The organism is Dyella sp. 01L423 (genome assembly GCF_056399945.1).
Map to the genome: position 1 here is coordinate 210,196 of NZ_JBFTSI010000004.1, position 20,349 is coordinate 230,544.

General features: G+C 64.2%; 14 protein-coding genes. 6 read left to right on the forward strand and 8 right to left on the reverse strand.

Annotated elements, in window-relative coordinates:
* Window positions 1-3 precede the first annotated feature (3 nt).
* The 7 genes from murL to AC1DMY_RS13620 form a co-directional block, all read right to left on the reverse strand.
* Window positions 4-1,347: a UDP-N-acetyl-alpha-D-muramoyl-L-alanyl-L-glutamate epimerase gene (gene murL, locus AC1DMY_RS13590; protein WP_477165463.1), complete on the reverse strand. Its 1,344-nt coding sequence runs from the start codon at window positions 1,345-1,347 to the stop codon at window positions 4-6.
* A 19-nt stretch (window positions 1,348-1,366) separates the two neighbouring features.
* Window positions 1,367-1,747 carry an endonuclease domain-containing protein gene (locus tag AC1DMY_RS13595; RefSeq protein WP_477165464.1) on the reverse strand — a complete coding sequence of 127 codons (381 nt, stop codon included), beginning with the start codon at window positions 1,745-1,747 and terminating at the stop codon, window positions 1,367-1,369.
* Window positions 1,748-1,841: 94 nt separating this feature from the next.
* Window positions 1,842-4,460, reverse strand: a complete 2,619-nt coding sequence (locus AC1DMY_RS13600; RefSeq protein ID WP_477165465.1) for a bifunctional aspartate kinase/diaminopimelate decarboxylase — start codon at window positions 4,458-4,460, stop codon at window positions 1,842-1,844.
* Between the two features lie 278 nt (window positions 4,461-4,738).
* A complete protein-coding gene (locus tag AC1DMY_RS13605) occupies window positions 4,739-6,253 on the reverse strand; it encodes a fumarate hydratase (RefSeq protein WP_477165466.1) in 1,515 nt (504 codons plus the stop codon).
* A 128-nt stretch (window positions 6,254-6,381) separates the two neighbouring features.
* On the reverse strand, window positions 6,382-7,188 hold the full coding sequence (locus tag AC1DMY_RS13610) for an outer membrane protein (RefSeq protein ID WP_477165467.1): 807 nt from the start codon (window positions 7,186-7,188) through the stop codon (window positions 6,382-6,384).
* A 1-nt stretch (window position 7,189) separates the two neighbouring features.
* Complete coding sequence (locus AC1DMY_RS13615) at window positions 7,190-7,843, reverse strand: outer membrane beta-barrel protein (RefSeq protein ID WP_477165468.1); 654 nt, start codon at window positions 7,841-7,843, stop codon at window positions 7,190-7,192.
* A 97-nt stretch (window positions 7,844-7,940) separates the two neighbouring features.
* Window positions 7,941-8,579: an outer membrane protein gene (locus tag AC1DMY_RS13620; RefSeq protein WP_477165469.1), complete on the reverse strand. Its 639-nt coding sequence runs from the start codon at window positions 8,577-8,579 to the stop codon at window positions 7,941-7,943.
* A gap of 380 nt (window positions 8,580-8,959) precedes the next feature.
* On the opposite strand from AC1DMY_RS13620, the gene AC1DMY_RS13625 reads away from it, so the two are divergent.
* The 6 genes from AC1DMY_RS13625 (at window position 8,960) to AC1DMY_RS13650 (ending at window position 18,324) form a co-directional block, all read left to right on the forward strand.
* The gene (locus tag AC1DMY_RS13625) at window positions 8,960-10,876 is read left to right on the forward strand and encodes a S53 family peptidase (protein WP_477165470.1); all 1,917 of its coding nucleotides are present in this window, start codon (window positions 8,960-8,962) and stop codon (window positions 10,874-10,876) included.
* A 134-nt stretch (window positions 10,877-11,010) separates the two neighbouring features.
* Window positions 11,011-12,336, forward strand: a complete 1,326-nt coding sequence (locus AC1DMY_RS13630; protein WP_477165563.1) for an APC family permease — start codon at window positions 11,011-11,013, stop codon at window positions 12,334-12,336.
* 51 nt (window positions 12,337-12,387) lie between these two features.
* Window positions 12,388-12,918: a (2Fe-2S)-binding protein gene (locus AC1DMY_RS13635; protein ID WP_477165471.1), complete on the forward strand. Its 531-nt coding sequence runs from the start codon at window positions 12,388-12,390 to the stop codon at window positions 12,916-12,918.
* Window positions 12,915-15,179, forward strand: a complete 2,265-nt coding sequence (locus tag AC1DMY_RS13640) for a xanthine dehydrogenase family protein molybdopterin-binding subunit (RefSeq protein ID WP_477165472.1) — start codon at window positions 12,915-12,917, stop codon at window positions 15,177-15,179. The genes AC1DMY_RS13635 and AC1DMY_RS13640 overlap by 4 nt, the downstream gene beginning before the upstream one ends.
* Window positions 15,180-15,480: 301 nt before the next feature.
* A complete protein-coding gene (locus AC1DMY_RS13645) occupies window positions 15,481-17,649 on the forward strand; it encodes a patatin-like phospholipase family protein (protein WP_477165473.1) in 2,169 nt (722 codons plus the stop codon).
* A gap of 93 nt (window positions 17,650-17,742) precedes the next feature.
* Entirely contained in the window at window positions 17,743-18,324 is a 582-nt protein-coding gene (locus tag AC1DMY_RS13650; RefSeq protein WP_477165474.1) for a hypothetical protein, read from the forward strand.
* Between the two features lie 83 nt (window positions 18,325-18,407).
* Here AC1DMY_RS13650 and AC1DMY_RS13655 read toward each other — a convergent pair whose 3' ends face one another.
* Window positions 18,408-20,327, reverse strand: a complete 1,920-nt coding sequence (locus tag AC1DMY_RS13655; RefSeq protein WP_477165475.1) for a hypothetical protein — start codon at window positions 20,325-20,327, stop codon at window positions 18,408-18,410.
* Between the last annotated feature and the right edge of the window lie 22 nt (window positions 20,328-20,349).

Here is a 20,349-nt window from a genome sequence, read left to right on the forward strand (position 1 = left end):
TGGTCACGCGAAGAACGCCAACGCCGGCAGGAGACGCTTGGGAATGCGCTGCTCGGCGGACGGCTGCAGCCAGGGTTCCAACGCCAGTTCGCTCACTTCGAGTTGCGGCAGGATTTCGCGGATGAAGCGTGCGACCAGGGCGTCTTCCTGCCATTCCGAACGCTGGCTCAGCGCAAACATGGCCGCACGTGCTTCCGCGCCCTCGCCCACGCACTCGAACGGCTTGTGATCCTGGTATTCCAGCAGCGCATCAAAGCCCGGCGCGAGGTTTTCATCGTCCAGCAGATTGCGCCCGAAGATGGACAGCAGACGCGGCTTGGGCAGGAACGGCGCCAGCGCAAGAAACACGAAGTGGCACTTCGGACACTGGCCGCACCAGCGATCCGCCGGCTTCGGGCCGAGGATCTTGAAGTTGCGGTTGCAGCTGGAAAACACCTCGAAATACGGCGTGAGCTTGGCGAACGCACGCGTCACCGCCAACTCGGAATACGGCCGCAGCAGCGAGCAATAGTCGAGATCGGCTGCCACATGCTGGTGCAGCCAGTCGCCGAGCAATTGCTCGAACGCATAGCCCTTGCTCCACTGGTGATTCACCTGCTGGCCATCGTATTCCAGCGTGGCAGCGGAGGCGGAGCGCTCATTGGCAAACGCGATGCTGTCGAAGCCGTACAGGATGGCCGCTACGGCGAGAATTGCCGAGTTCACTGCCGTCACCGGGATATGGCCGTTCCACGCGCCAAGACGATTGAGTTCAAACAGGCCCGGCGCCAGCTCGCGCTGGATATTGAGCATGGACAGGCCGGTGCGTTCGGCGCAGGCGGCGATCAGCGGCGAATTGCCGACCCACACCGCGGTGGCGTCGCCACCGATGGATTTGATCGCTTCCACCGCGACCAGCGAGTCCTTGCCGCCGCCGATCGGCACCAGGGTGCGCCGGGGCAGCCCCAGCGCCTTGGCTTCAGGCTGCTTCGCTCCGCCGCGGGGGAAGTTGATGCGACCACGCAGGTCCAAGCCGTTGCGGTAGGCAAACTCAGCCAGGCCATGCAGATAGAGCGCGTCGAGCAGGTCCGCCGTGCTGTCATCCAGCGGGCCGCCTACCACCTCGATGCGCGGCGGCACGCCGGCCTTGTAGTAGCTGACGCCCGCGATGAGATGCAGCATGTTCAGCGCCTGCTCGAAGGCAGCCTGGTGGTTCGCCGGAATGGCTGGCGCATTCGGGAAGCGCACGCGCTCGACCAGTTCGTCGCCATGATCGAAGGCATACACCAGCTCGGCCACGCCGTCGGCATAGCTGCAGCGCACGTAGCGGAATACCTGGGTCAGGCGAGGGTTGATGTTGGTGGTCACGCTCAAGTCTCCGTCGACGCTACTCCCTCTCTCCTTCGGGGAGAGGGCTGGGGTGAGGGGCCGGCCTAGCCAAAGCCTCCAGAATCACCTCAAGAACGTCTTCCACGTTCTTCAGGACTTCATTGTTCCAGAAACGCAGCACGCGGTAGCCCTGTTCCCCGAGCTTTCTTGTTCGTGCTTCGTCATAAATCAGCTGATCGTCATGTTGGCCGCCGTCGAGCTCCACGATCAGGCCAGCATCCGGACAGACAAAATCAACGACATATAGCCCGATCTCGTTCTGACGGCGGAATTTCCAGCCTTGCGGGCGGCGATTTCGCAAGTGACGCCAGAGCAGTTGCTCGGCGTCTGTCTGGCCGGCGCGCAGGCTGCGTGCTCTATCTAGGTTTAAACGCTTCATCCATGAGCGTCCTTTTTTGAAAGGGTACCGCGAGCACCCGCCCCTCACCCCGGCCCTCTCCCCGGAGGGGAGAGGGAGAAGTGGGGGACTGAGGCTATTCGAGGATGATCTCCTCCGCCTCATCCCGCAGGTTGTACGGCGAGGACATCACCTTGCCGTACGCACCCGCCTGCGCCACCAGCACCACGTCGCCTTCCTGCGGCTCGGGCAGGCGGCGGTCGGTGCCGAGCACGTCGCCGCTCTCGCAGATCGGGCCGACCACCTGGAACAAGGCCGTGGCCGGCTCGTCCAGCCGCGTGAGGTTGACGATCTCGTGCCAGGCCTCGTACAGCGCCGGCCGGATCAGGCTATTCATGCCCGTATCCACGCCCAGATAGCGGATCTGGCCATGGCCCTTGCCCTTGGTCTGGGTGACCTTGGTGATCAGCACGCCCGCATCAGCGACGAGGTAACGACCCGGCTCCATCCACAGCTTGTAGTGCGGATAAGCGGCCTTCACCTCGCGCAGCACCTTGTCGAGTGCGGCAATGTCCAGGCGCGCCTCGCCCGGATGGGACGGCACGCCTAGGCCGCCGCCGATATCCAGGAAGGTCACGCTGCCGATGCGCTCGGCCAGGCTCGCCAGCTGCCCGTAAACCTCGCCCCAATGACTGTCGTCGAGGATGCCCGAGCCCAGGTGCGCGTGCAGGCCGCGCACGATCACGCCATGCGCGTCGGCAAGACGGAGGAAGGCATCGAGCTGTTCCACCGGCAAACCGAACTTGCTGCCGCTGCCGCCGGTGCGCACCTTCTCGTGATGGCCCAGGCCGCGGCCCAGATCAAGACGTAGCACCACCTCGCGCCCCCGGAACAGCTCGCCCCAGCTTTCCAGCTGATAGAGCGAATCCAGCGACAGCGTGGCGCGCGTGGTGAGCGCCCACTCGTAGTCCTCGCGCGGCGCGAAGTTGGGCGTGAACAGCAGTGGCGCGGATTCCGGCACCACCGCCATCACCGCCCTCAATTCACCCGGCGACACACATTCGAAACCGAAACCTTCTTCGGCCAGCGCCTTCAGAATGGTCGGATGCGTATTGGCTTTCACCGCGTAATGCAGGCGATCCACCGCACCCAGCGTTTTCAGCTCGCGCGCCTGCTGGCGCACCGTGGGCAGGTGGTAGACGTACCGCGGCGTCGCGCCGGCGCCGATCTTCAGCAGATCCGCGCGACGCTCTTCGCGCCACCAGGAAGCCACCGGCGGCAATGCCTCCCCTGTACCGTACAGCGCCTGCCAGCTCGGACCAAACAAGGCGCTATCGTCGGTGCGCAAGGCGCCTGCGGTGATCAGCAGTTCGTGCAGATGCGGCAGCAATTCGTCGACAACGTTTTCATCCACCACGAAGGTAAGGTTCAAGTTGTTGGACGACTGCGAAATCATGTGCACGCGCAGCTGGCCGAACTCCGCCAACACGCTGGACAGCGTATGCAGCATCGAACGCATGCCGCGACCCACCAAGGTGATCGCTGCGCACGGCGCAATCACCTTCACGCGGCAGACCTTGGCCAGGTCGCTGGCCAGGGCAGCGAGCGCATCGGAGTCGAGCAGATTTTCCGTGGGATCCAGCGACACCGTCACGTTGGTCTCAGCTGAGCCGATCATGTCCACCGACAGACCGTGCTGCTTGAACTGCGCGAACACATCGGCAAGAAAGCCGACCTGTTGCCACATGCCGACCGACTCCATCGACACCAGCGTGATGCCTTTGCGTGCACTGATGGCCTTGACGCTGGGCGCATGCTCGCGAACTTCCGGACCGATCAGCGTGCCTTCCAGCTCAGGGCGATTGGTGTCCTTGATCAGCAGCGGCACGCGCGGCTCGCGCAAGGGCGACAGGCAGCGCGGATGCAGCACCTTGGCGCCGGTGGAAGCGATTTCCTGGGCTTCTTCGTAATCCAGGCGCTGCAGCAGGCGTGCACTGGGAACCTGGCGGGGATTGGCGGTGAACATGCCGGCCACGTCGGTCCAGATTTCCACCCGCAGCGCTTTCAGCAGCGCACCGAAGTAAGACGCCGACGTATCCGAACCACCACGGCCGAGCAGCACCGTGCGGCCCTGCGCTTCACGCGCAATGAAACCCTGCGTGATGAACACCTCGCCCAGCGCGGCAAGACGCGCATTGAGCGCCGGATCAGGCCGGGTTTCCACCATCGCCGAGAGCAGCTTGGTGCGCTCGTTCTGGTTGGGCAGCGCGATCGCCGCGAGGCAATCGCGCGCATCGACCCATTGGGTGTCCAGGCCGCTATGGGTAAGGAACGCCGAGCCCAGCGCGCTGGACATCAGCTCGCCATGCGCCTGCACGCGTGCCGACCAGGCCAGCTCGCCCAGCAGCGACGGGCCGTCTTCGGCCAGCTGCGCGAGTTCGCTCAGGCGAGCGCCGAGCGTGTCCGGAACCGCCAGCTGCATGTGATCGAGCAGGTCGTAGTGACGCTGTTCGATCGCCTTGGCAGCCTCGATGCGTTTGCCCTTGTCTTCCTGTGCGCACAGTTGTTTGAGTGCGTCGGTGATGCCGGAGAGTGCCGAAACGACAACCAGCACACGCGCGCCTTCGGCGCGACGGCTGGCTACCAGCTCCAGAATGTTCTGCCAGCGCGGCAGGGTGGCGACACTGGTGCCGCCAAACTTCATCACGATCCAGGGGGCGTCGTTGGTGAGCGACGCGGGGCTTTGCGGGTTCACGGTTACCTTCGGTAGTGGTGGGAAAGACAATCCGGTGAGTGTTGCGCCGCAGCAGGAGGAATGCAACCTTGGCGCGACGTAGCCGTTTGGACGGCTAAATGTGGGAGAGCGGGGGACGCCTCTGCCAGCCCCCTCTCCCCTCTGGGGAGARGGYTGGGGTGAGGGGCCAATCTWGCCTCAGTTTCTAACGAAACGAAAAGCTCGCTTTAGATACGTTCGGCCGAGCACCCGCCCCTCATCCGCCTTCTCCCCGGCGGGGAGAAGGCGAAGTGTTGTTCTTACGCAACTACCACGGGAATCTTGCCAATCCGCCCCTGCCACTCCTTCGGCCCCGTCTGATGCACGGACGTACCCGCGGAATCCACGGCTACGGTCACCGGCATATCCTCCACGGTGAACTCGTAGATCGCTTCCATGCCCAGATCGGCAAAGCCAACCACGCGCGATGCCTTGATCGCCTTGGACACCAGGTAAGCGGCGCCACCGACAGCCATCAGATACACCGACTGATGCTGCTTGATCGCATCGATCGCGGCCGGGCCACGCTCGGCCTTGCCGACCATGCCCAGCAGACCGGTCTGCGCCAGCACCTGCTCGGTGAACTTGTCCATGCGGGTGGCCGTGGTCGGGCCGGCCGGGCCCACCACTTCGTCGCGCACCGGATCGACCGGGCCCACGTAGTAAATGAAGCGATTCTTGAAATCGACCGGCAACGGCTCGCCCTTGTTGAGCATGTCGACCATGCGCTTGTGCGCAGCATCGCGGCCGGTGAGCAGCTTGCCGTTGAGCAGCAGCACTTCACCCGGCTTCCAGCTGGCGACTTCTTCGCGAGTGACCGTGTCCAGATTCACGCGACGTCCCTTGCTCGAGTCATAGGTGAGCTTGGGCCAGTCTTCCAGCGACGGCGGATCGAGCGCGACCGGGCCCGAGCCATCCAGCGTGAAGTGCGCATGGCGCGTGGCGGCACAGTTGGGGATCAACGCCACCGGCAGGTTCGCCGCATGCGTCGGGTAATCCTTGATCTTGATATCGAGCACGGTGGTGAGGCCACCGAGGCCCTGCGCACCGATGCCCAGCGCATTGACCTTCTCGTACAGCTCGACGCGCAATTCCTCGATCCGGTTCTGCGGGCCGCGCGCGATCAGTTCCTGGATGTCGATGTGTTCCATCAACGATTCCTTGGCCAGCAGCATCGCCTTTTCGGCGGTACCGCCAATACCGATGCCGAGCATGCCCGGCGGGCACCAGCCAGCGCCCATGGTGGGCACCGTCTTGAGCACCCAATCGACGATGGAATCGGACGGGTTGAGCATGGCGAACTTGGACTTGGCCTCCGAACCGCCGCCCTTGGCCGCCACGATCACCTCGACGGTGTCGCCCGGCACGATGGAGACGTTGATCACCGCCGGCGTGTTGTCCTTGGTGTTGCTGCGCTTGCCCGCCGGATCGGCCAGCACACTGGCGCGCAGCTTGTTGTCCGGGTCGTTGTACGCGCGGCGCACGCCCTCGTTCACCATGTCATCGAGCGACATGGTGGCGTCCCAGCGCACGTTCATGCCCACTTTCAGGAATACGGTGACGATGCCGGTGTCCTGGCACAGCGGGCGATGGCCTTCGGCGGCCATGCGCGAGTTGATCAGGATCTGCGCCATCGCATCTTTCGCGGCCGGCGACTCCTCGCGCTCATAGGCGGCGGCGAGGTTCTTGATGTAGTCGACGGGGTGGTAGTAGCTGATGTACTGCAGGGCGTCGGCGACGGACTGGATCAAATCGTCTTGCTTGATGGTGGTCATGGCGGCTGCTTCGACTCCGGGGGATCAGGGCGTCGAAAACGGGGATGTCCACGACGCACAACCCTGCCATTGTGCCGCAAAAGGCTCGCCGGCCCCAAAGAGACGGCCGCTTGCGCGGCCGTATGGGGTTAGAAGCGGAATTCGGCGGAGACCGAATAAGCGTTCACATGACCGAACGAATCGCCCAGGTTGTAGTAGTCGTAACCCGCGCCAACGCTGAAAGACCGGGTCAGGTCATATCCAGCGCCCAACCCGAAATAGGGACGGGAGTTGGTTTGGCTGCTGCTACCCAGTTCGCCGTCAGAGCCGAACTTGGAGGTTGTCCTGGCCACAAACCAGCCACCACGGGCCGATAGGTACCAAGGCGAATCGAAGTGGTATTTCAGGTTGCCACCGAGCAACCAGCCGCGAGCCGAGCCTGTTTGGCGATAGCCGGCTTGAGCTGGCTCGCCATTCAGGCCGGTAAAGGTGTAGGTGCCACTGCGAACCATTTGGCCCAGATCGGCGTAGCCCGCCTCCACGCCATAATCGAACTTGCCCTGCCAGGCATAGCCAAAGCGCAATGCGCCATACGTATCGCTGTTGTCCTTATGTGTTGCGCCAAAGCTCGGCGCACTGAAATTGGATTGGCCTACGTTTCCATTGACGAAGAACTGCCCGTCCTGGGCCAATGCATTGCATGCAGCCGTGCTGAAAACCATGGCCAGCATGGCCACGCCGAGGTTTCTCATGGATAACTTCCTTGCTGTGAGATGTTCGCGCCCGAAGGCTCCCTGCCAGCGCGGATCGTTACGTCTCCGCGCCGCTGCGACGAAAGACATCGCTCCGCTGAGCAAGTTCCCAGCCACGCCGCCACAAAACACGGTCTTCGTCCAGAAATCCCATTCATTCGGAGCCGCCCCGAGGCGACCCGAATCCATGGACTGAGTGGTCAAGTCAGAATCTGTACTGGACGGATGCCGAGTAGGTTTTCACGTAGGACGACGGAACGCTGTGGCTCGAATAATAGGTATAGACGGAACCTAAGTCGTAGTGGTCGTAATTGAGGCCCACTCGCCACTGAGCCGAAATGCTGTAGCCAACGCCGATACCGTAATAGCCGTGCGTACCGGTGTTAAATGAACTCTGGTCGTGGTCGTAGCCAAAGACCGGATGAGCAAACAATGGATCTTCTTCGTACCACGAAGCGGATTCCTGAGTCACGCGAGGTCTGAACCACCCACCCCTGGCCAACAGATACCAGGACCGACCCACGGTGTATTCCAGTCTTCCGCCCAAGAGCCAGCCATTGGCCGCTGTCGAATCCCGCTTCCTCGCAGCGCCAAAGTTATGCGCGAAGTCGTATCGATTTACAGCCTGGCCGAGGTCGGCGTAACCGAACTCAACGCCGTAATCCACAAAACTGTGCCACAGGTAGCCCGCACGTATGGACGTGGCCCAATCAGTTTTGTCGTTGTAGTTCTGGGCTTCCCAAAAGTCATGACTGGCCCGCCCGATACCGCCATCCACAAAGAATTGTCCACCCTGTGCCATGGCCGAGCCGGAGGCGACCGCACCGAACAGTGCGGCGACAAAAGTATGTTTACCCATGGAATTGCTTCCTTGCGTGTTTAAGGTTTGGTCCTTGCTGCCTAGCGAGGTGCGGCAGCTTGTGGCCGCAAGCTGCCGATAACCCAAGGATCGATTCTCAGAAGCGAAATTCCGCCGTAGCCGAATAGGCATTCACGTGACCGTAGTCGCTTCCAAAGTCGTAGTAGTCGTAACCGACGCCAACGCTCCAGAATTTGGAAAAGTTGTAGCCAGCTCCCACGCCAACGTATTCGTTGGTCGACGTGGATGAACCGCGAGTATGTGAATACCCGGTACTGGCCAGGGGGTTGTAGATGGGCGTATAGGTGGCGTCGTATTCGCTGTCGACTTTTGCGCGGAACCACCCGGCATGCCCTGACAGGTACCACGATCCGAGGTTGTATTTCAGATTGCCGCCCAGGATCCCGCCTTTGGCCGAAAACTGATTGCGGTAATCGACGCGCTCGATCAAGAGGATCCCTCGGATCAGATTCGTATAGCTTCCCGTCGCAGATGTTTTGCCGAGGTCAGCGTAACCAGCCTCCACGCCGTACTCGAGCGAGCCGCTGCGCCAGGCGTAGCCCAGTCGTAGCGCGCCTTGTGTGTCGGTCTTGTCCTGATTGCCGATGTAGCTGGTATTGAAGTTGGATTGCCCAAGACTTCCGGCGACAAAGAACTGGCCGTCCGCCGCAACAGCGGAGGTCGAAATCGTCGCAAGCGCAATCGCCGCAGTCGCGGCCAATCCAAACTTTTTCATGAAAGCTTCCTTGCTGTGATGTCTGACGCAAGTACATGCGCGGTCGACGCGCAAATTACAGGCTGCATAGCCCTAAGACCATGTGCGATTAGCGAACTGGTTCGCACTAATACGTAGTCCAAACGATATAGACGTAATTTATTGCGAATCCGATTGAGGCGCGGCGCGGGTTTCGTGACTTCCTGCGACGTGGCGGGCACTTCACCCGGTGGCATCTCAGGCGTAGGTTCGGAGCACCAGCGCGAATGTGTCTCCAGGGGGCGGGCTGGGATTTTGGGGAAAGCGATTACGTCCGTTTTACGGCCTCGCTGAAAGGCGCGGCGGCGCGCAGGGGCGTCGTCGACGCGCAGCGTCGGCTGTATCTACCCTGGAGAAACAACATGCTCTCGACGTTGCATCGCAAGTCGCTCGCGGTCTCCCTCGGCCTTCTGCTCTTCGGTGGCGCTACTTCGGTAGCGATGGCTGCCGGCAGTTCGTCACCGGCCGATCTCGGCCCAAGCAACACCAGCCAGAAAGTGAACGTTACGCTCGTACTGGGCCTTCGAAACCAGGCGGCGCTGGAAAGTCTCGTTTACAGCACGGTGACCCAGGGTAACCCCTCCTACCACCGCTTCCTCACTACCGATCAGTTTGCCGATCGCTTCGGCGCGTCGGCCAGCGACATCGCCAAGGTGCAGGCCTTCGTCAAACAGCAGGGACTCACGCAAGTGGAGCTGCTGCCCAATCATCTCGCCATCAAGGTGAGCGGCACGGTCGGCCAGTTCAATAAAGCCTTCCAGACGTCCATTCACGATTATCAAAGCGCGGATGGCACGACCTTCCATCGTCCGAGCAACCAGCCCACCCTGCCCTCGTCGCTGTCGGGCACGCTGATCGTTGCCTCGGGCCTCAGCTCCGAGGCACGTTACCGCTCGCATCGCGTGTCGGCCTTCGAGCCCGTCGCGCCCGCTTCGGCGTCGACGATGAGCCCGGCCGCCAGAACCGCTGCGGCGGCGCCTGCTGCACCGCCCTGCACCGGCAATCCCACCGCCACCTGCACACCCGGCGAGTTCACCGTGGGCGACGTGGCCAATCGCTACAACATCAATCCGCTCTACAAGGCGGGCGTCAACGGCAAGGGCTCGACCATCGGCATCGCCACGCTGGCGGATTTCCTGCCGGCCGACGCCTATAGCTACTGGAGCGCCATCGGCTTGTCGGTCAAGCCCAACCGCATCACCCAGGTGCATGTGGACGGCGGCGGTCCGCTGAGCGGCCCTGCCGGTTCCGGCGAAACCTCGCTGGACGTGGAGCAGTCCGGCGGCCTCGCACCGTGGGCGGACATCATCGTCTATGACGCGCCCAATACGGATGCCGGTTTCTTCGATGTGTTCAATCAGGCGGTGTCCGACAATAAGGTCGACAGCCTGTCAGTGAGCTGGGGTTCGCCGGAAATCCTGTACTTCCCGCAGACCGAAGGCGGCGTGGATTTCACGGACGAACTGCGCGCCTTCCATCAGGTGTTCCTGGAAGCCGCGGTGCAAGGCATCTCGATGTTCGCCACCTCGGGCGACTCCGGCGCCTATGACACCGTACGCAACTTTGGCGGCTCGCTGACCGATCCGGTACCGCCGCCGCTGACGGCGGACGCCCCGGGATCCGATCCGTTCATCACCACCGCGGGCGGCACCACGGTGCCCTTCAGTTATAGCTTCCGCGGCGGTCCGGTCGAATCGATCACCAAGGAAGGTGTCTGGGGCTGGGATTACATCCAGACCTATTTCAAGAAGAACCTGGGTCTCAACGTCGCCGTGTTCTCGGTGGGCGGTGGTGGCGGCGTGAGTGTGTTCTGGCCGCTGCCGCTGTACCAGGCGTTCACGCCCGGGATCAAGAAGAGCGAAAAGAACCAGCGCTGGCTGTTCCCGGAGTTCGACATCGACTACACGCTGCCGGCCAACTTCAAGGGCCGCAATGAGCCGGACATCTCGCTCAACGCCGACCCGGAAACCGGCTATAGCCTGGTCTCCTCGCTGGATGGCCCGGGCCTGCTCACCGGCTCAGGCGGCACCAGCTTCGTCGCACCGCAGCTCAACGGCATCAGTGCTCTGCTCAAGCAGGCCACGCGCGGTCGCCAGGGCTTGTGGAACCCGCAGATCTATCCGCTGCAGAACATCTTCGGCTACGGCGCTTTCTCGCCGTTCAACGACATCAAGTCCGGAGACAACTGGTTCTACAAGGGCGTGGGCGGGTATGAACCCGGCGCCGGCATCGGCACGCTCAACGTGACCAACCTGGCGCTGTTCATGACGGTGTTCTAAGCATCAGCGCTTGATCGTCGACGAAGGGCCGGCCGATGCCGGCCCTTCTCTTTGCGGGCCCGGCCAGCGGCGAGGGCTTGCCGATACTGGCCCCAGTTGCGATGCTCGCTGCACTTTCACGCAGCGAAGCCTTCATGACCGATACCTCGACGTCCGGCGGATACGTCCGTCGCCTCCGACCCTGGGACGCGGCCATGATCGTGGTCGGCGGCATCATCGGCGGCGGTATCTTCCTCAATCCGTACGTCGTGGCGATGCGCACATCGTCCGGTTTGTCGCTGCTGCTGATGTGGGTTGGCGCCGGCCTGCTGACACTCATCGGCGCGCTTTGCTATGCGGAACTGGGAGCGCGGCGCCCCCACGCGGGCGGCAGCTATGTATACCTGCGTGAAGCATTTGGCCCACTGGCCGGGTTCCTGTTCGGCTGGAGCATGTTGCTGGTGATCTATTCGGGATCGACGGCGGCGGTGGCCACCATCTTTGCCAGCTACGCGGCTTCGCTGTTCGGCCTGCCCGCCAGCGCCGCCACCCCTCTGGCGATTGGCGCGCTGGTGTTTGTGGCACTGATCAACCTGTTCGGGCTGCGCCTGGGTGCCCAGGTGCAGAACCTGTTCACCTTGCTCAAGCTGTTGGCCGTGGCGGTGCTGGTGGTCTGCGGCCTGTTCCTGGCCGGCGTGAGTGGCCACGGCATGCTGGCCACCGACCCGCAAACCGCCGACGTCGGTTTCATGGGCGCCGCGCTGCCGGTGCTGTTTGCGTATTCCGGCTTCACCTATCTCAACAATCTGGCGGGCGAGGTCAGCGAGCCGCAACGCACGCTGCCCCGCGCCCTGTTCATCGGCATGCTGTTGGTGATCGCGGCTTACGCCTTGGTCAACCTGGCCTATCTCGCGGTGCTGGGCCATGCCGGCCTTGCGGCCAGCCGCGCGCCGGCGGCCGATGTAATGCAGCGTGTCTTTGGCACCGCAGGGGCCAAGCTCATCGCGGTCGGCGTGGCGATTTCCGCGCTGGGCTTTTGCAATATCACCCTGGTGGCGGGAGCCCGCGTACTGCAGGTGATGGGCGAAGACGGCTTGTTCTTCCGCAGCGTGGCCCGGCTGCATCCCAAGCACCGCACGCCCAACGTGGCGCTGTTGCTGCTGTCGGGCTGGGCCATTGTGCTGGTGTGGTCCGGCAGTTACGGCCAATTGCTCGATTACGCGACCTTTGGCGACTGGCTCGCCTGCGCCTTTGGCGTCGGCACGCTGTTTTGGTATCGCCGCCGCGAAGGCGATCAGGCCAGCTTCCGCGTACCCGGCTACCCGCTGCTGCCGCTGATCTTCATCGCCACCATCGGCCTGGTCATGGTGCAGAGCCTGCGCAGCAGCCCCCTGAACACGGGCATCGGCCTGCTGATCATGGCCGCGGGCATCCCGGTTTACCTGGTGTGGCGACGCCTGTTCAGCCGGGTTACCTCCTAAGCATCGCGCTCCGATGCCACAATAAGTAGATATCCAAGGAGTTCTGTACCGATGGCGCAGTCGCAAGACCAGTTACCGACACCCGGAACAAGCAACACCATCGTGGCCGAGAAGGTGCGCGAGGGAGTCGATCTGGAGATCAATGGCAGGAGCTATCGCCACACCGGTGACGATCAGATGCCCTTGCTGTGGTATCTGCGCGATGTGCTGCGCCTCACCGGCACCAAGTACAGCGGTGAGCACGGCGAAGGTGGCTACGACCTGGTGCTGGTGGACGGCAAGCTCGCCTCGGCCACCACCCTGCCCGTGGCCAAGCTGGCCGGCAAGGCGGTGACCACGGTCGAGGGCCTGGCCGCGGCCGACGGCAAACTTCATCCGCTGCAGCAGGCCTTCGTCGACGAAGACGCCATCGGCTGCGGCTATTGCACTCCCGGCTGGCTGATGGCTTCGCTCGATCTGCTCACTCGCCATCCGCAACCGAGCGACAACGACATCGACCAATTGCCCAACCTCTGCCGTTGCGGTTGCCAGACCCGCGTGCGCCTTGCGATCAAGCGCGTCGCCAAGGGAGCGCACGCATGAGCCGCACCAACGACCACATGCCGCAGCTGTCGCGTCGACGTTTCCTGCAGGTGCTGGCCGGTAGCGCCGGCGCCTTGATCATCGGCATTCCGTTCGCGGACGCCGCCGATGCGCCTGTCCCCGCCGCCATGCTGGGCGACACGCTGTATGGCCTCGGCGCCTATGTGCGCATCGATGCGGACGGCAACATCGTGATCGGCGTGCGCGATCCGGACACCGGCACCGGCACGTCCACCTCGCTCGCGCGCATCATCGCCGACGAACTCGATGCCGACTGGACGCGCGTGAGCGTCGTCTCGCTCGGCCTTGGCGTGGAAGACGACAACGGCCAGCCGCGCTGGATCTACGGACACCAGACCAGCGGGCTGGGCGATTCGATTCCCGCCGCGTGGGCTGATCTTCGTGGCGCCGGCGCGCTCGCGCGCTGGCTGCTGCTGCAGGCGGCGGCGCGACGTCTTGGCGTTCCCGCCGATCGGCTGCGTTGCGAAGAAGGCAGCGTCATCGCGCCCGATGGTCGTCGCTTCGGTTATGGCACGCTCGCCGATGCTGCCGCCAAGATCGCCCCGCCTGCCACGCCGGTGCCGCCCAAGTCGCCGGAGCATTACAGCCTGATCGGCCAGCCCGCCGGCGACATCGACGCGCGAGCCATCGTCACCGGGCAGGCGCCGTACGCGCTGGATACCTATCCGGCCGAGGCGCTGATCGCCGTGCTATCGCACTGCCCCTGGCCCGACGGCAGCGTCGAGAGCCTCGATACCACCGACACGATGGCCGTGAAGGGGGTCGTCAAAGTCGTGCAGATCAAGCCCGAAGCTGGCATCCCGCTCGGCCAGACGGTGCGCTCGCCCGCTGTGGCCGTGCTCGCCGAGAACACCTGGGCTGCCCTGCAGGGTCGCGCGAAGCTCAAGTTGCAGTGGAAGGCCGGCGCGCAAAGCGAAAGCAGCGCCTGGTTCGAACAGCAGGCCAGCGACGTTCTCAATGACAAGAACGCCCAGCCGGCCGCACGCGTGCGCAACGACGGCGACGTCGACACGGCCGCCAAGAAAGCCGCGCACCGGGTAGAAGCAACCTACGTGCAACCCTGGCTGGCGCACGCCACGCCGGAGCCGATGAACTGCGTGGCCCGCATCGACAAGGACGGCGCCATGCTGGTGGTGCCGACGCAGGCGCCGAAGCTGGCATGGAAAGTCGTGCAGCGGCTCACCGGCCTCGCCCCTGCGCAGATCGAGATCCGCGTGCCGCGAGTGGGCGGCGGCTATGGCCGTCGCCTCGATCACGATTACGTCGCCGAAGCCGTGATGCTCGCCAAGGCCGTCGAGAAGCCGGTCAAACTGATGTGGACGCGCGACGAAGACCTCACGCAGGACTTCTATCGCTCGGCCACCGTGCACAAGTTCACCGCCACGCTGGACGGCAAGCGCCAGGTCACCAGCTGGAACCAGCGGCTGGCCAGTGCCTCCGCGCTCGCTCAGCGCGGCGTGCCCGACAACCACCTGTGGACGTCCGAACTGGATGCCCATCAGCTGCCGGCGGGCCTGGTATCCAACTTGCGCAGCGATTGGTACTCGCTGCCCTCGGCGATGTTGCGCGGACCTTCGCGCGGCATGCCGAACGTCAACAATGCATTCGCCATCGAGAGCTTCGTCGACGAGATCGCGCAATCGCTCAAGGAAGATCCGCTGGTCACGCGCCTGCGCCTGATCGGCGAGCCGCGCGTGATCCCGCTCGGCGACAACCGCACGCTCGATACCGCGCGCCTGATCAATGTGCTCAAGCTGGTGGCCGACCGCATCGAGTGGAAGAACTGGCTGCGCACCGTCAATGGCCTGGGCATCGCCTGCTGGCATGTGGACGGCGCCTATGTGGCGCACGCGATCGAGACCTCGCTGCAGGGCAATAAGCTCAACATCGAACGCGTGGTCTGCGCGGTCGATGTGGGCCGCGTGATCAACCCGACCGGACTGGAAGGCCAGGTCGCGGGCGCCACGCTCGATGCGCTGTCCACCGCGCTGAACCTGTCGATCAGCTACAAGGACAGCCAGGTGCAGCAGCGCAACTGGAAGGACTACCCGCTGGCGAACATGGCCCAGTTGCCGGACACCACCGAGGTGATCATCGTGCCGGGCGATCGCGATCCCACCGGCGCCAGCTTCCTGGGCATGCCCACCGCCGCACCGGCCCTGGCCAATGCCGTGTTCCGCGTCAGTGCGGTGCGCGTGCGTCGCTTGCCGCTGCTGAAGGAAATGCTGCGCATGCTGTGACGGCCAGGGAGCCGCCCGGCTCCCGCATGCGTACTGACGAGCAGCCTCACGCGAGATCGGAAGCTCCTCGACACAGAAAGCTTTGTGACGAAACCGTGCACGAAAACATGCAAGATGACAGGCGCATTTGAGTAATTTCACGGACGCGCGGCACGAAATTCTGCCCTAGGATGCCTTCACTTCGGCGCTACTCAAGGTAACGCCGTTTGCGTGCCTGGGGGTAAGAATGCGTCGACGCGCTGGCTGGTTCCTCTTGCTCTGCCTATGTGCCGTGGCGCCTCTCTGGGCGCAGTCCGCACCCATGCCGACGTCGGGCCGATGCATCGGCCTGGTGCTGGGCGGTGGCGGTGCGCGCGGCGCGGCGCACATCGGCGTGCTCGAAGTACTCGAGCGCGAGCACATTCCCGTTTGCCGCATCTCCGGCACCAGCATGGGCTCCATCGTAGGCGGCATGTACGCGGCCGGTTATTCGCCGCAGGAAATGCACGAGATCATCACCTCGCTCGACTGGGATGACTTGTTCTCCGACAACCCCGCGCGCGGCGAACTGCCGATGCGCCGCAAGGATGCCGATTACCGGTATCTGCTCAATTTCGAAGTGGGCTACAAGAACGGCCACATCATCACGCCGGCCGGCGTGGTGCAGGGTCAGAAGCTGCTGCTTTTGCTGCGCCGCCTGCTGATTTCCACCTGGGACGTGCACGACTTCGATCAATTGCCCATACCGTTCCGGGCTATCGCGACGGACATCGTGGCAGGCAAGGCGGTGGTGTTCGGTTCGGGCGATCTGGCCCTGTCGATCCGCTCGAGCATGTCCGTGCCTGGTGCCTTCGCGCCCACCAATGTCGATGATCTGCTGCTGGTCGATGGCGGCCTGATGGATAACGTGCCCATCGACGTCGCGCGCAGCATGGGCGCCACGCAGCTGATCGTGGTCAACGTCGGCTCGCCGCTGGCCAAGCGCGAACAGTTGAGCAATCCCCTGGCCGTGCTCAACCAGATGGTGAGCGCGTTGATGGAAGACAAAACCCGGCAGCAGCTCGCGACGCTAGGCAGCAACGACATCCTGATCACGCCGGCGCTCGGCGACATGAGTGCCGCGGAATTCAATCGCGGCACCCAGGCGATCGCGATTGGCCGCGCCGCGGCCGAAGCGGCCCTGCCCCGGCTGAAGGCGCTGTCCGTGGGTCCGGATGAGTGGGCACAGTTCAACGCGGAGCATCGCCAACGGCAGTTCGACCCGGGGCTGGTCGCCTTCCTGAAAGTGGACGCCTCGCACACCGACACGGCCCAGTTCGTCGACGAGCGCCTCAGCAAGGACGTCGGCCAGACGTTCGATCCGAACAAGCTGGAAGAACAGATTGGCAGCATCTACGGTCGCGGCAACTACCAGCAGATCGATTACCGCCTGCAGCAGCAGGGCAACGATCGCGGACTGCTGATCATTCCACGCGACAAACCGTGGGGGCCGCTGTACGGCAAGGTCGGCTTCGAACTCGACGACGACTTTGCGGGACGCAGCGAATACCTCATTTCCGCCGAAATCACCGCGACCAACCTCAACAGTCTTGGCGCGGAATGGCGCAACACGCTGTGGGCAGGCCGTATCGGCGGTATCGCCTCGGAGTTCTACCAGCCGTTCTGGCAAGGTGCCGGTGGTTACGTCATGCCGTATGGCTTGCTGCGCAATGAGGACTATCCGGTATTCACCAGCGACGGCGACCGACAGCTGGCCGAATACCGCATCAAGCGCCGCTATCTGGGCGTGGAGACGGGCTGGTCGCCATCGACGTACTGGCGGGTACTTGCCGCCTTCCAACGCGGGCGTGACAGCGGCGACCTGCGCATCGGCAGTCCCACCGAGTTTCCGCCCAGCCAGACCGCCGAATACGCGATGACCAAGGTGGGCATCGACTGGGACAGTCTCGACAACGCGCAATTTCCGTCGCACGGCGCCCACGTCAACCTCGACTACGAGTGGTATCGACCCTGGCTCGGCGGCAACGTGAGTGCTGACGTCGTGAAGATCAATGCAGACTGGGTGCCCGACTTCGGCATGGCCGAAAGTCGCTACCACCTGCTGCTTGGTTTGCGCGCATCCAGCACGCTCAACAACGAGAATTTCTTCGAGACCCAGGGCTTCCTTGGGGGCTTCCTCGACCTGTCCGGTTATCCGGAGCGGTCGTTGAACGGCAACCAGTCGGCCATTGCCCGCGCCGTGCTTTACCGGCGCACCGGCCGGATGGATGCCTTGTTCTCCACGCCCATTTACATCGGCGCCAGCCTGGAGGCCGGTAATACCTGGCAAAGCAAGAGCCAGGTGCGGCTCGATTCGCTGATCTACGCAAGCAGCCTGTTCCTGGGCGTGCAAACGCCCCTCGGGCCGCTGTTCCTCGGCTACGGCTACGCCCAGGGCGGCCACAATTCGGTCTATCTCACCTTCGGTTCGCTGCTGCGGCCATCGCCGTGAGCGCCAGCGGCGCAATCGCGGAGTCTCCACGAACCCCACCGCACAATCGGTTTGCCACCCGCCCGTAGGACGGGCCTTCCAGGAGCCATCGCCATGAAAGCGTTGCGTCTGATCGTGATCGTTGCCGGCCTTGTGCTGAGCGCGTGTTCCAACGTCAGCATCACCAACCAGTGGCGCGATCCGTCGTGGCCGGGACCGCCCGCGACCAACGTGGTGGTCGTGGGCATTTCGCGCAGCGATACCATGCGCCACATCTTTGAAGACACCTTCTCGCAACAGCTGCAGGCTGCAGGCATCCAGGCGGCGCCGAGCTATACGCAGATCCCCGCTGGCACCACCGGTGCGATCGGACTGCGCGACCTGGTCAAGTCCAGCGGCGCCCAGGCCGTGCTGGTGACGCGCGTGCAGCGAGTGGAGCAGAAGATCAGCGTCACGCCGACGGGCCCGATGTATGGCGGCTTCTATGGCTGGTACGGCGGCGCGTGGGCCTCGACCCCCGACGTGCAGCAGTACGACCTGGTGACGCTGGAAACCAGCGTGTGGGATCCGCGTTCGGAGAAACTGATCTGGACGGTCACCACGCAAGGCATCGGCATCAACGACATTCCCAAGGCGACCACGCAGCTCGCGCAAGCGCTGATTCCCAAGCTGAAAACCGACGGCATCCTGCGCTGAGCACGCAATGCAGGGGTGGGCTCCGGCGCCAAGCCTGCGCCCACCACGCTAAGCAGGCGCCACCCTCGTGAGGACCGCAGCGATCAGTGGAACTGGTCGCTCGCGGGAACCCACGTCGTGCTGCTGCGCGCAGGACCCACGGGCAGCGTCACTTCGGTCGGACAACCTGGCGGCATGGGGCCACCGGCCACGCGTGCCGCGGCGCATTGGGCGCTGTTGTCGAGCTTCACGGTCGCCATCGTTGGCGCGGCAGCGCCAGGTGCAGGCGGAACCAGAGGATTGGTCGGCGCCAATTTCATCTTGTCGTAGACCACGTCGTCCACCGGTTGTGGCGGTGGATTGCCGTCGCCGCAACCGAACAGCGCCATCGGGAACAGCGGCATCACCACGCATTCCACGCGCACGCCGCGCGGTAGATGGAAGGTGTGGCGCATGGTGGTTTTCTCGACGGCACGGCGCAGTGCCGTGTCGATCGAGCTTTCCCCTTCGGGCGTCCAATCCTTTTCGAAGCGCGTGGGCGTGTAGCCGATGCTAGGCGTGCCGTGCGACATGATTTCGGTATTGCCATGCGGCTTGAGCTGCACATAGGTGCCCACGGCGCCTTCCTGCTCGCCCTGCCCTTTGCCGCCCTGGCCGTTGCTGGTTCCGTTGCCCTTGCCGGGCGGCAAGCCGAGATTGAGCCCCTTGCCACCAGCCACATTGGGCGCCTGGTTCACGCCATTGGCCTGGCCTGGCGTACCCGTGCGGCTGCCCTGCGGCGTCGCGTTGGGCGCGCTGCTCTCGCCGCTTTCGCTGGAGGAACGGCTCGATTCGTTGCTGGCGGTGTTGGACTGTGCGCTGGAGGCGCTTTGCGTCGATGCGTTGGCAGCCGACGTCGGCGCGGCATTCTGCGTCGGCGCGGCCTCCGCAGGCGTCTCCGATAGCTGCGGTCGCTCGATCGTCGGCGGGTTGTCCAGCGCGATGGCCTTGGGTGCCGCCACATCCACGTGCGGCGCCTGCGGATGTTCCAGCGAGGGCTGCGGATTGGGCGGCAACGGCACGGCTTCCAGCTGCGGTTCTTCCGCCACGCGGATCGCTGGCGATTCGATCGTCGGTTGTTCGCGTGGCACGACCGGCGCCACCGGGTTTGGCTGCGGCTGCAGATTCACCGTAGGCGCCGCCTGCGCCGGCAGCGGCACGGCCTGCAGCTCGGGTTCGGGCGGCGACGCCGGAGCTTCGGGACGGGGCACGGCCGCGATGCTCGGCGGCGTGGTAACCGGCACCGCCTTTTCCAGCGCGACGGTCGGTGGCGTAACCACCGGCGCCGATTGCGGTGGCACTTCGGGTAGCGCCAGCGAGGCCGGCGGCTGCACCGGCTGGTTGCCTTCGGCCTGCGGTTTGCGAATCGGCTCGGGCTGGAATTTCGGCGGCACCGGTTTCTCTACCGCCGGCGTTTCCAGCGCGACCTGCGGTGGCTCCGGCGCCGTGGGCACCGGTTGCAACTGTTCGGCAGGCGCCGGCTTGGGCAGGGTCACCGGCGGCAGTGGGGCAGCGGTGATTTCCGGCTTGGGTGCGGTGGCCTTGGGCACGTCGGTGACCACCGGCGTCTGCATGGCCGGCACTGGCACGGGCGAAAGATCGTTGTTGGTGCGCGTGGACGAACTGCTGCGGCGCGCCGTGTGCGGCGCATTGCTCGCGTTGCCCCGATGCACCGGACCCACCTGCTTGGGCGGCGTGCCGCGTACGGGCGGTGGCGGTGGCGGTTCTTCCTTGGGTTTCTCGATCAGGCGCACGACCAGTGGCGGCGTCTCGTCGTTGAGTTCATCCAGTTCGTAGGCAGGTCCCAGGATGATCCCGACCAGAAAAGCCAGATGGACGAACAGCGCGCCAACGAAGGCGATGATGCGCAACCAGCGGTCGCGCGGGCGCTCCGCGCGGCGCCTGCGATAGACGCCCGCGCTCTCCGCCGCCGACTTGGGCGATGGAAGCGTCACTGTCAGCCGGCCCGCGGATTCCCTGTCCATGGGCGAAGTGTAATGGGCAGTG

What these genes read in the sequence shown, in the direction of transcription:
- AC1DMY_RS13595 (WP_477165464.1), bottom strand. Translation starts at nt 1,747, where the DNA reads ATGAAGCGTTTAAACCTAGATAGAGCACGCAGCCTGCGCGCCGGCCAG.
- AC1DMY_RS13605 (WP_477165466.1), bottom strand. Translation starts at nt 6,253, where the DNA reads ATGACCACCATCAAGCAAGACGATTTGATCCAGTCCGTCGCCGACGCC.
- AC1DMY_RS13615 (WP_477165468.1), bottom strand. Translation starts at nt 7,843, where the DNA reads ATGGGTAAACATACTTTTGTCGCCGCACTGTTCGGTGCGGTCGCCTCC.
- AC1DMY_RS13620 (WP_477165469.1), bottom strand. Translation starts at nt 8,579, where the DNA reads ATGAAAAAGTTTGGATTGGCCGCGACTGCGGCGATTGCGCTTGCGACG.
- AC1DMY_RS13625 (WP_477165470.1), top strand. Translation starts at nt 8,960, where the DNA reads ATGCTCTCGACGTTGCATCGCAAGTCGCTCGCGGTCTCCCTCGGCCTT.
- AC1DMY_RS13630 (WP_477165563.1), top strand. Translation starts at nt 11,011, where the DNA reads ATGACCGATACCTCGACGTCCGGCGGATACGTCCGTCGCCTCCGACCC.
- AC1DMY_RS13635 (WP_477165471.1), top strand. Translation starts at nt 12,388, where the DNA reads ATGGCGCAGTCGCAAGACCAGTTACCGACACCCGGAACAAGCAACACC.
- AC1DMY_RS13640 (WP_477165472.1), top strand. Translation starts at nt 12,915, where the DNA reads ATGAGCCGCACCAACGACCACATGCCGCAGCTGTCGCGTCGACGTTTC.
- AC1DMY_RS13645 (WP_477165473.1), top strand. Translation starts at nt 15,481, where the DNA reads ATGCCGACGTCGGGCCGATGCATCGGCCTGGTGCTGGGCGGTGGCGGT.
- AC1DMY_RS13650 (WP_477165474.1), top strand. Translation starts at nt 17,743, where the DNA reads ATGAAAGCGTTGCGTCTGATCGTGATCGTTGCCGGCCTTGTGCTGAGC.
- AC1DMY_RS13655 (WP_477165475.1), bottom strand. Translation starts at nt 20,327, where the DNA reads ATGGACAGGGAATCCGCGGGCCGGCTGACAGTGACGCTTCCATCGCCC.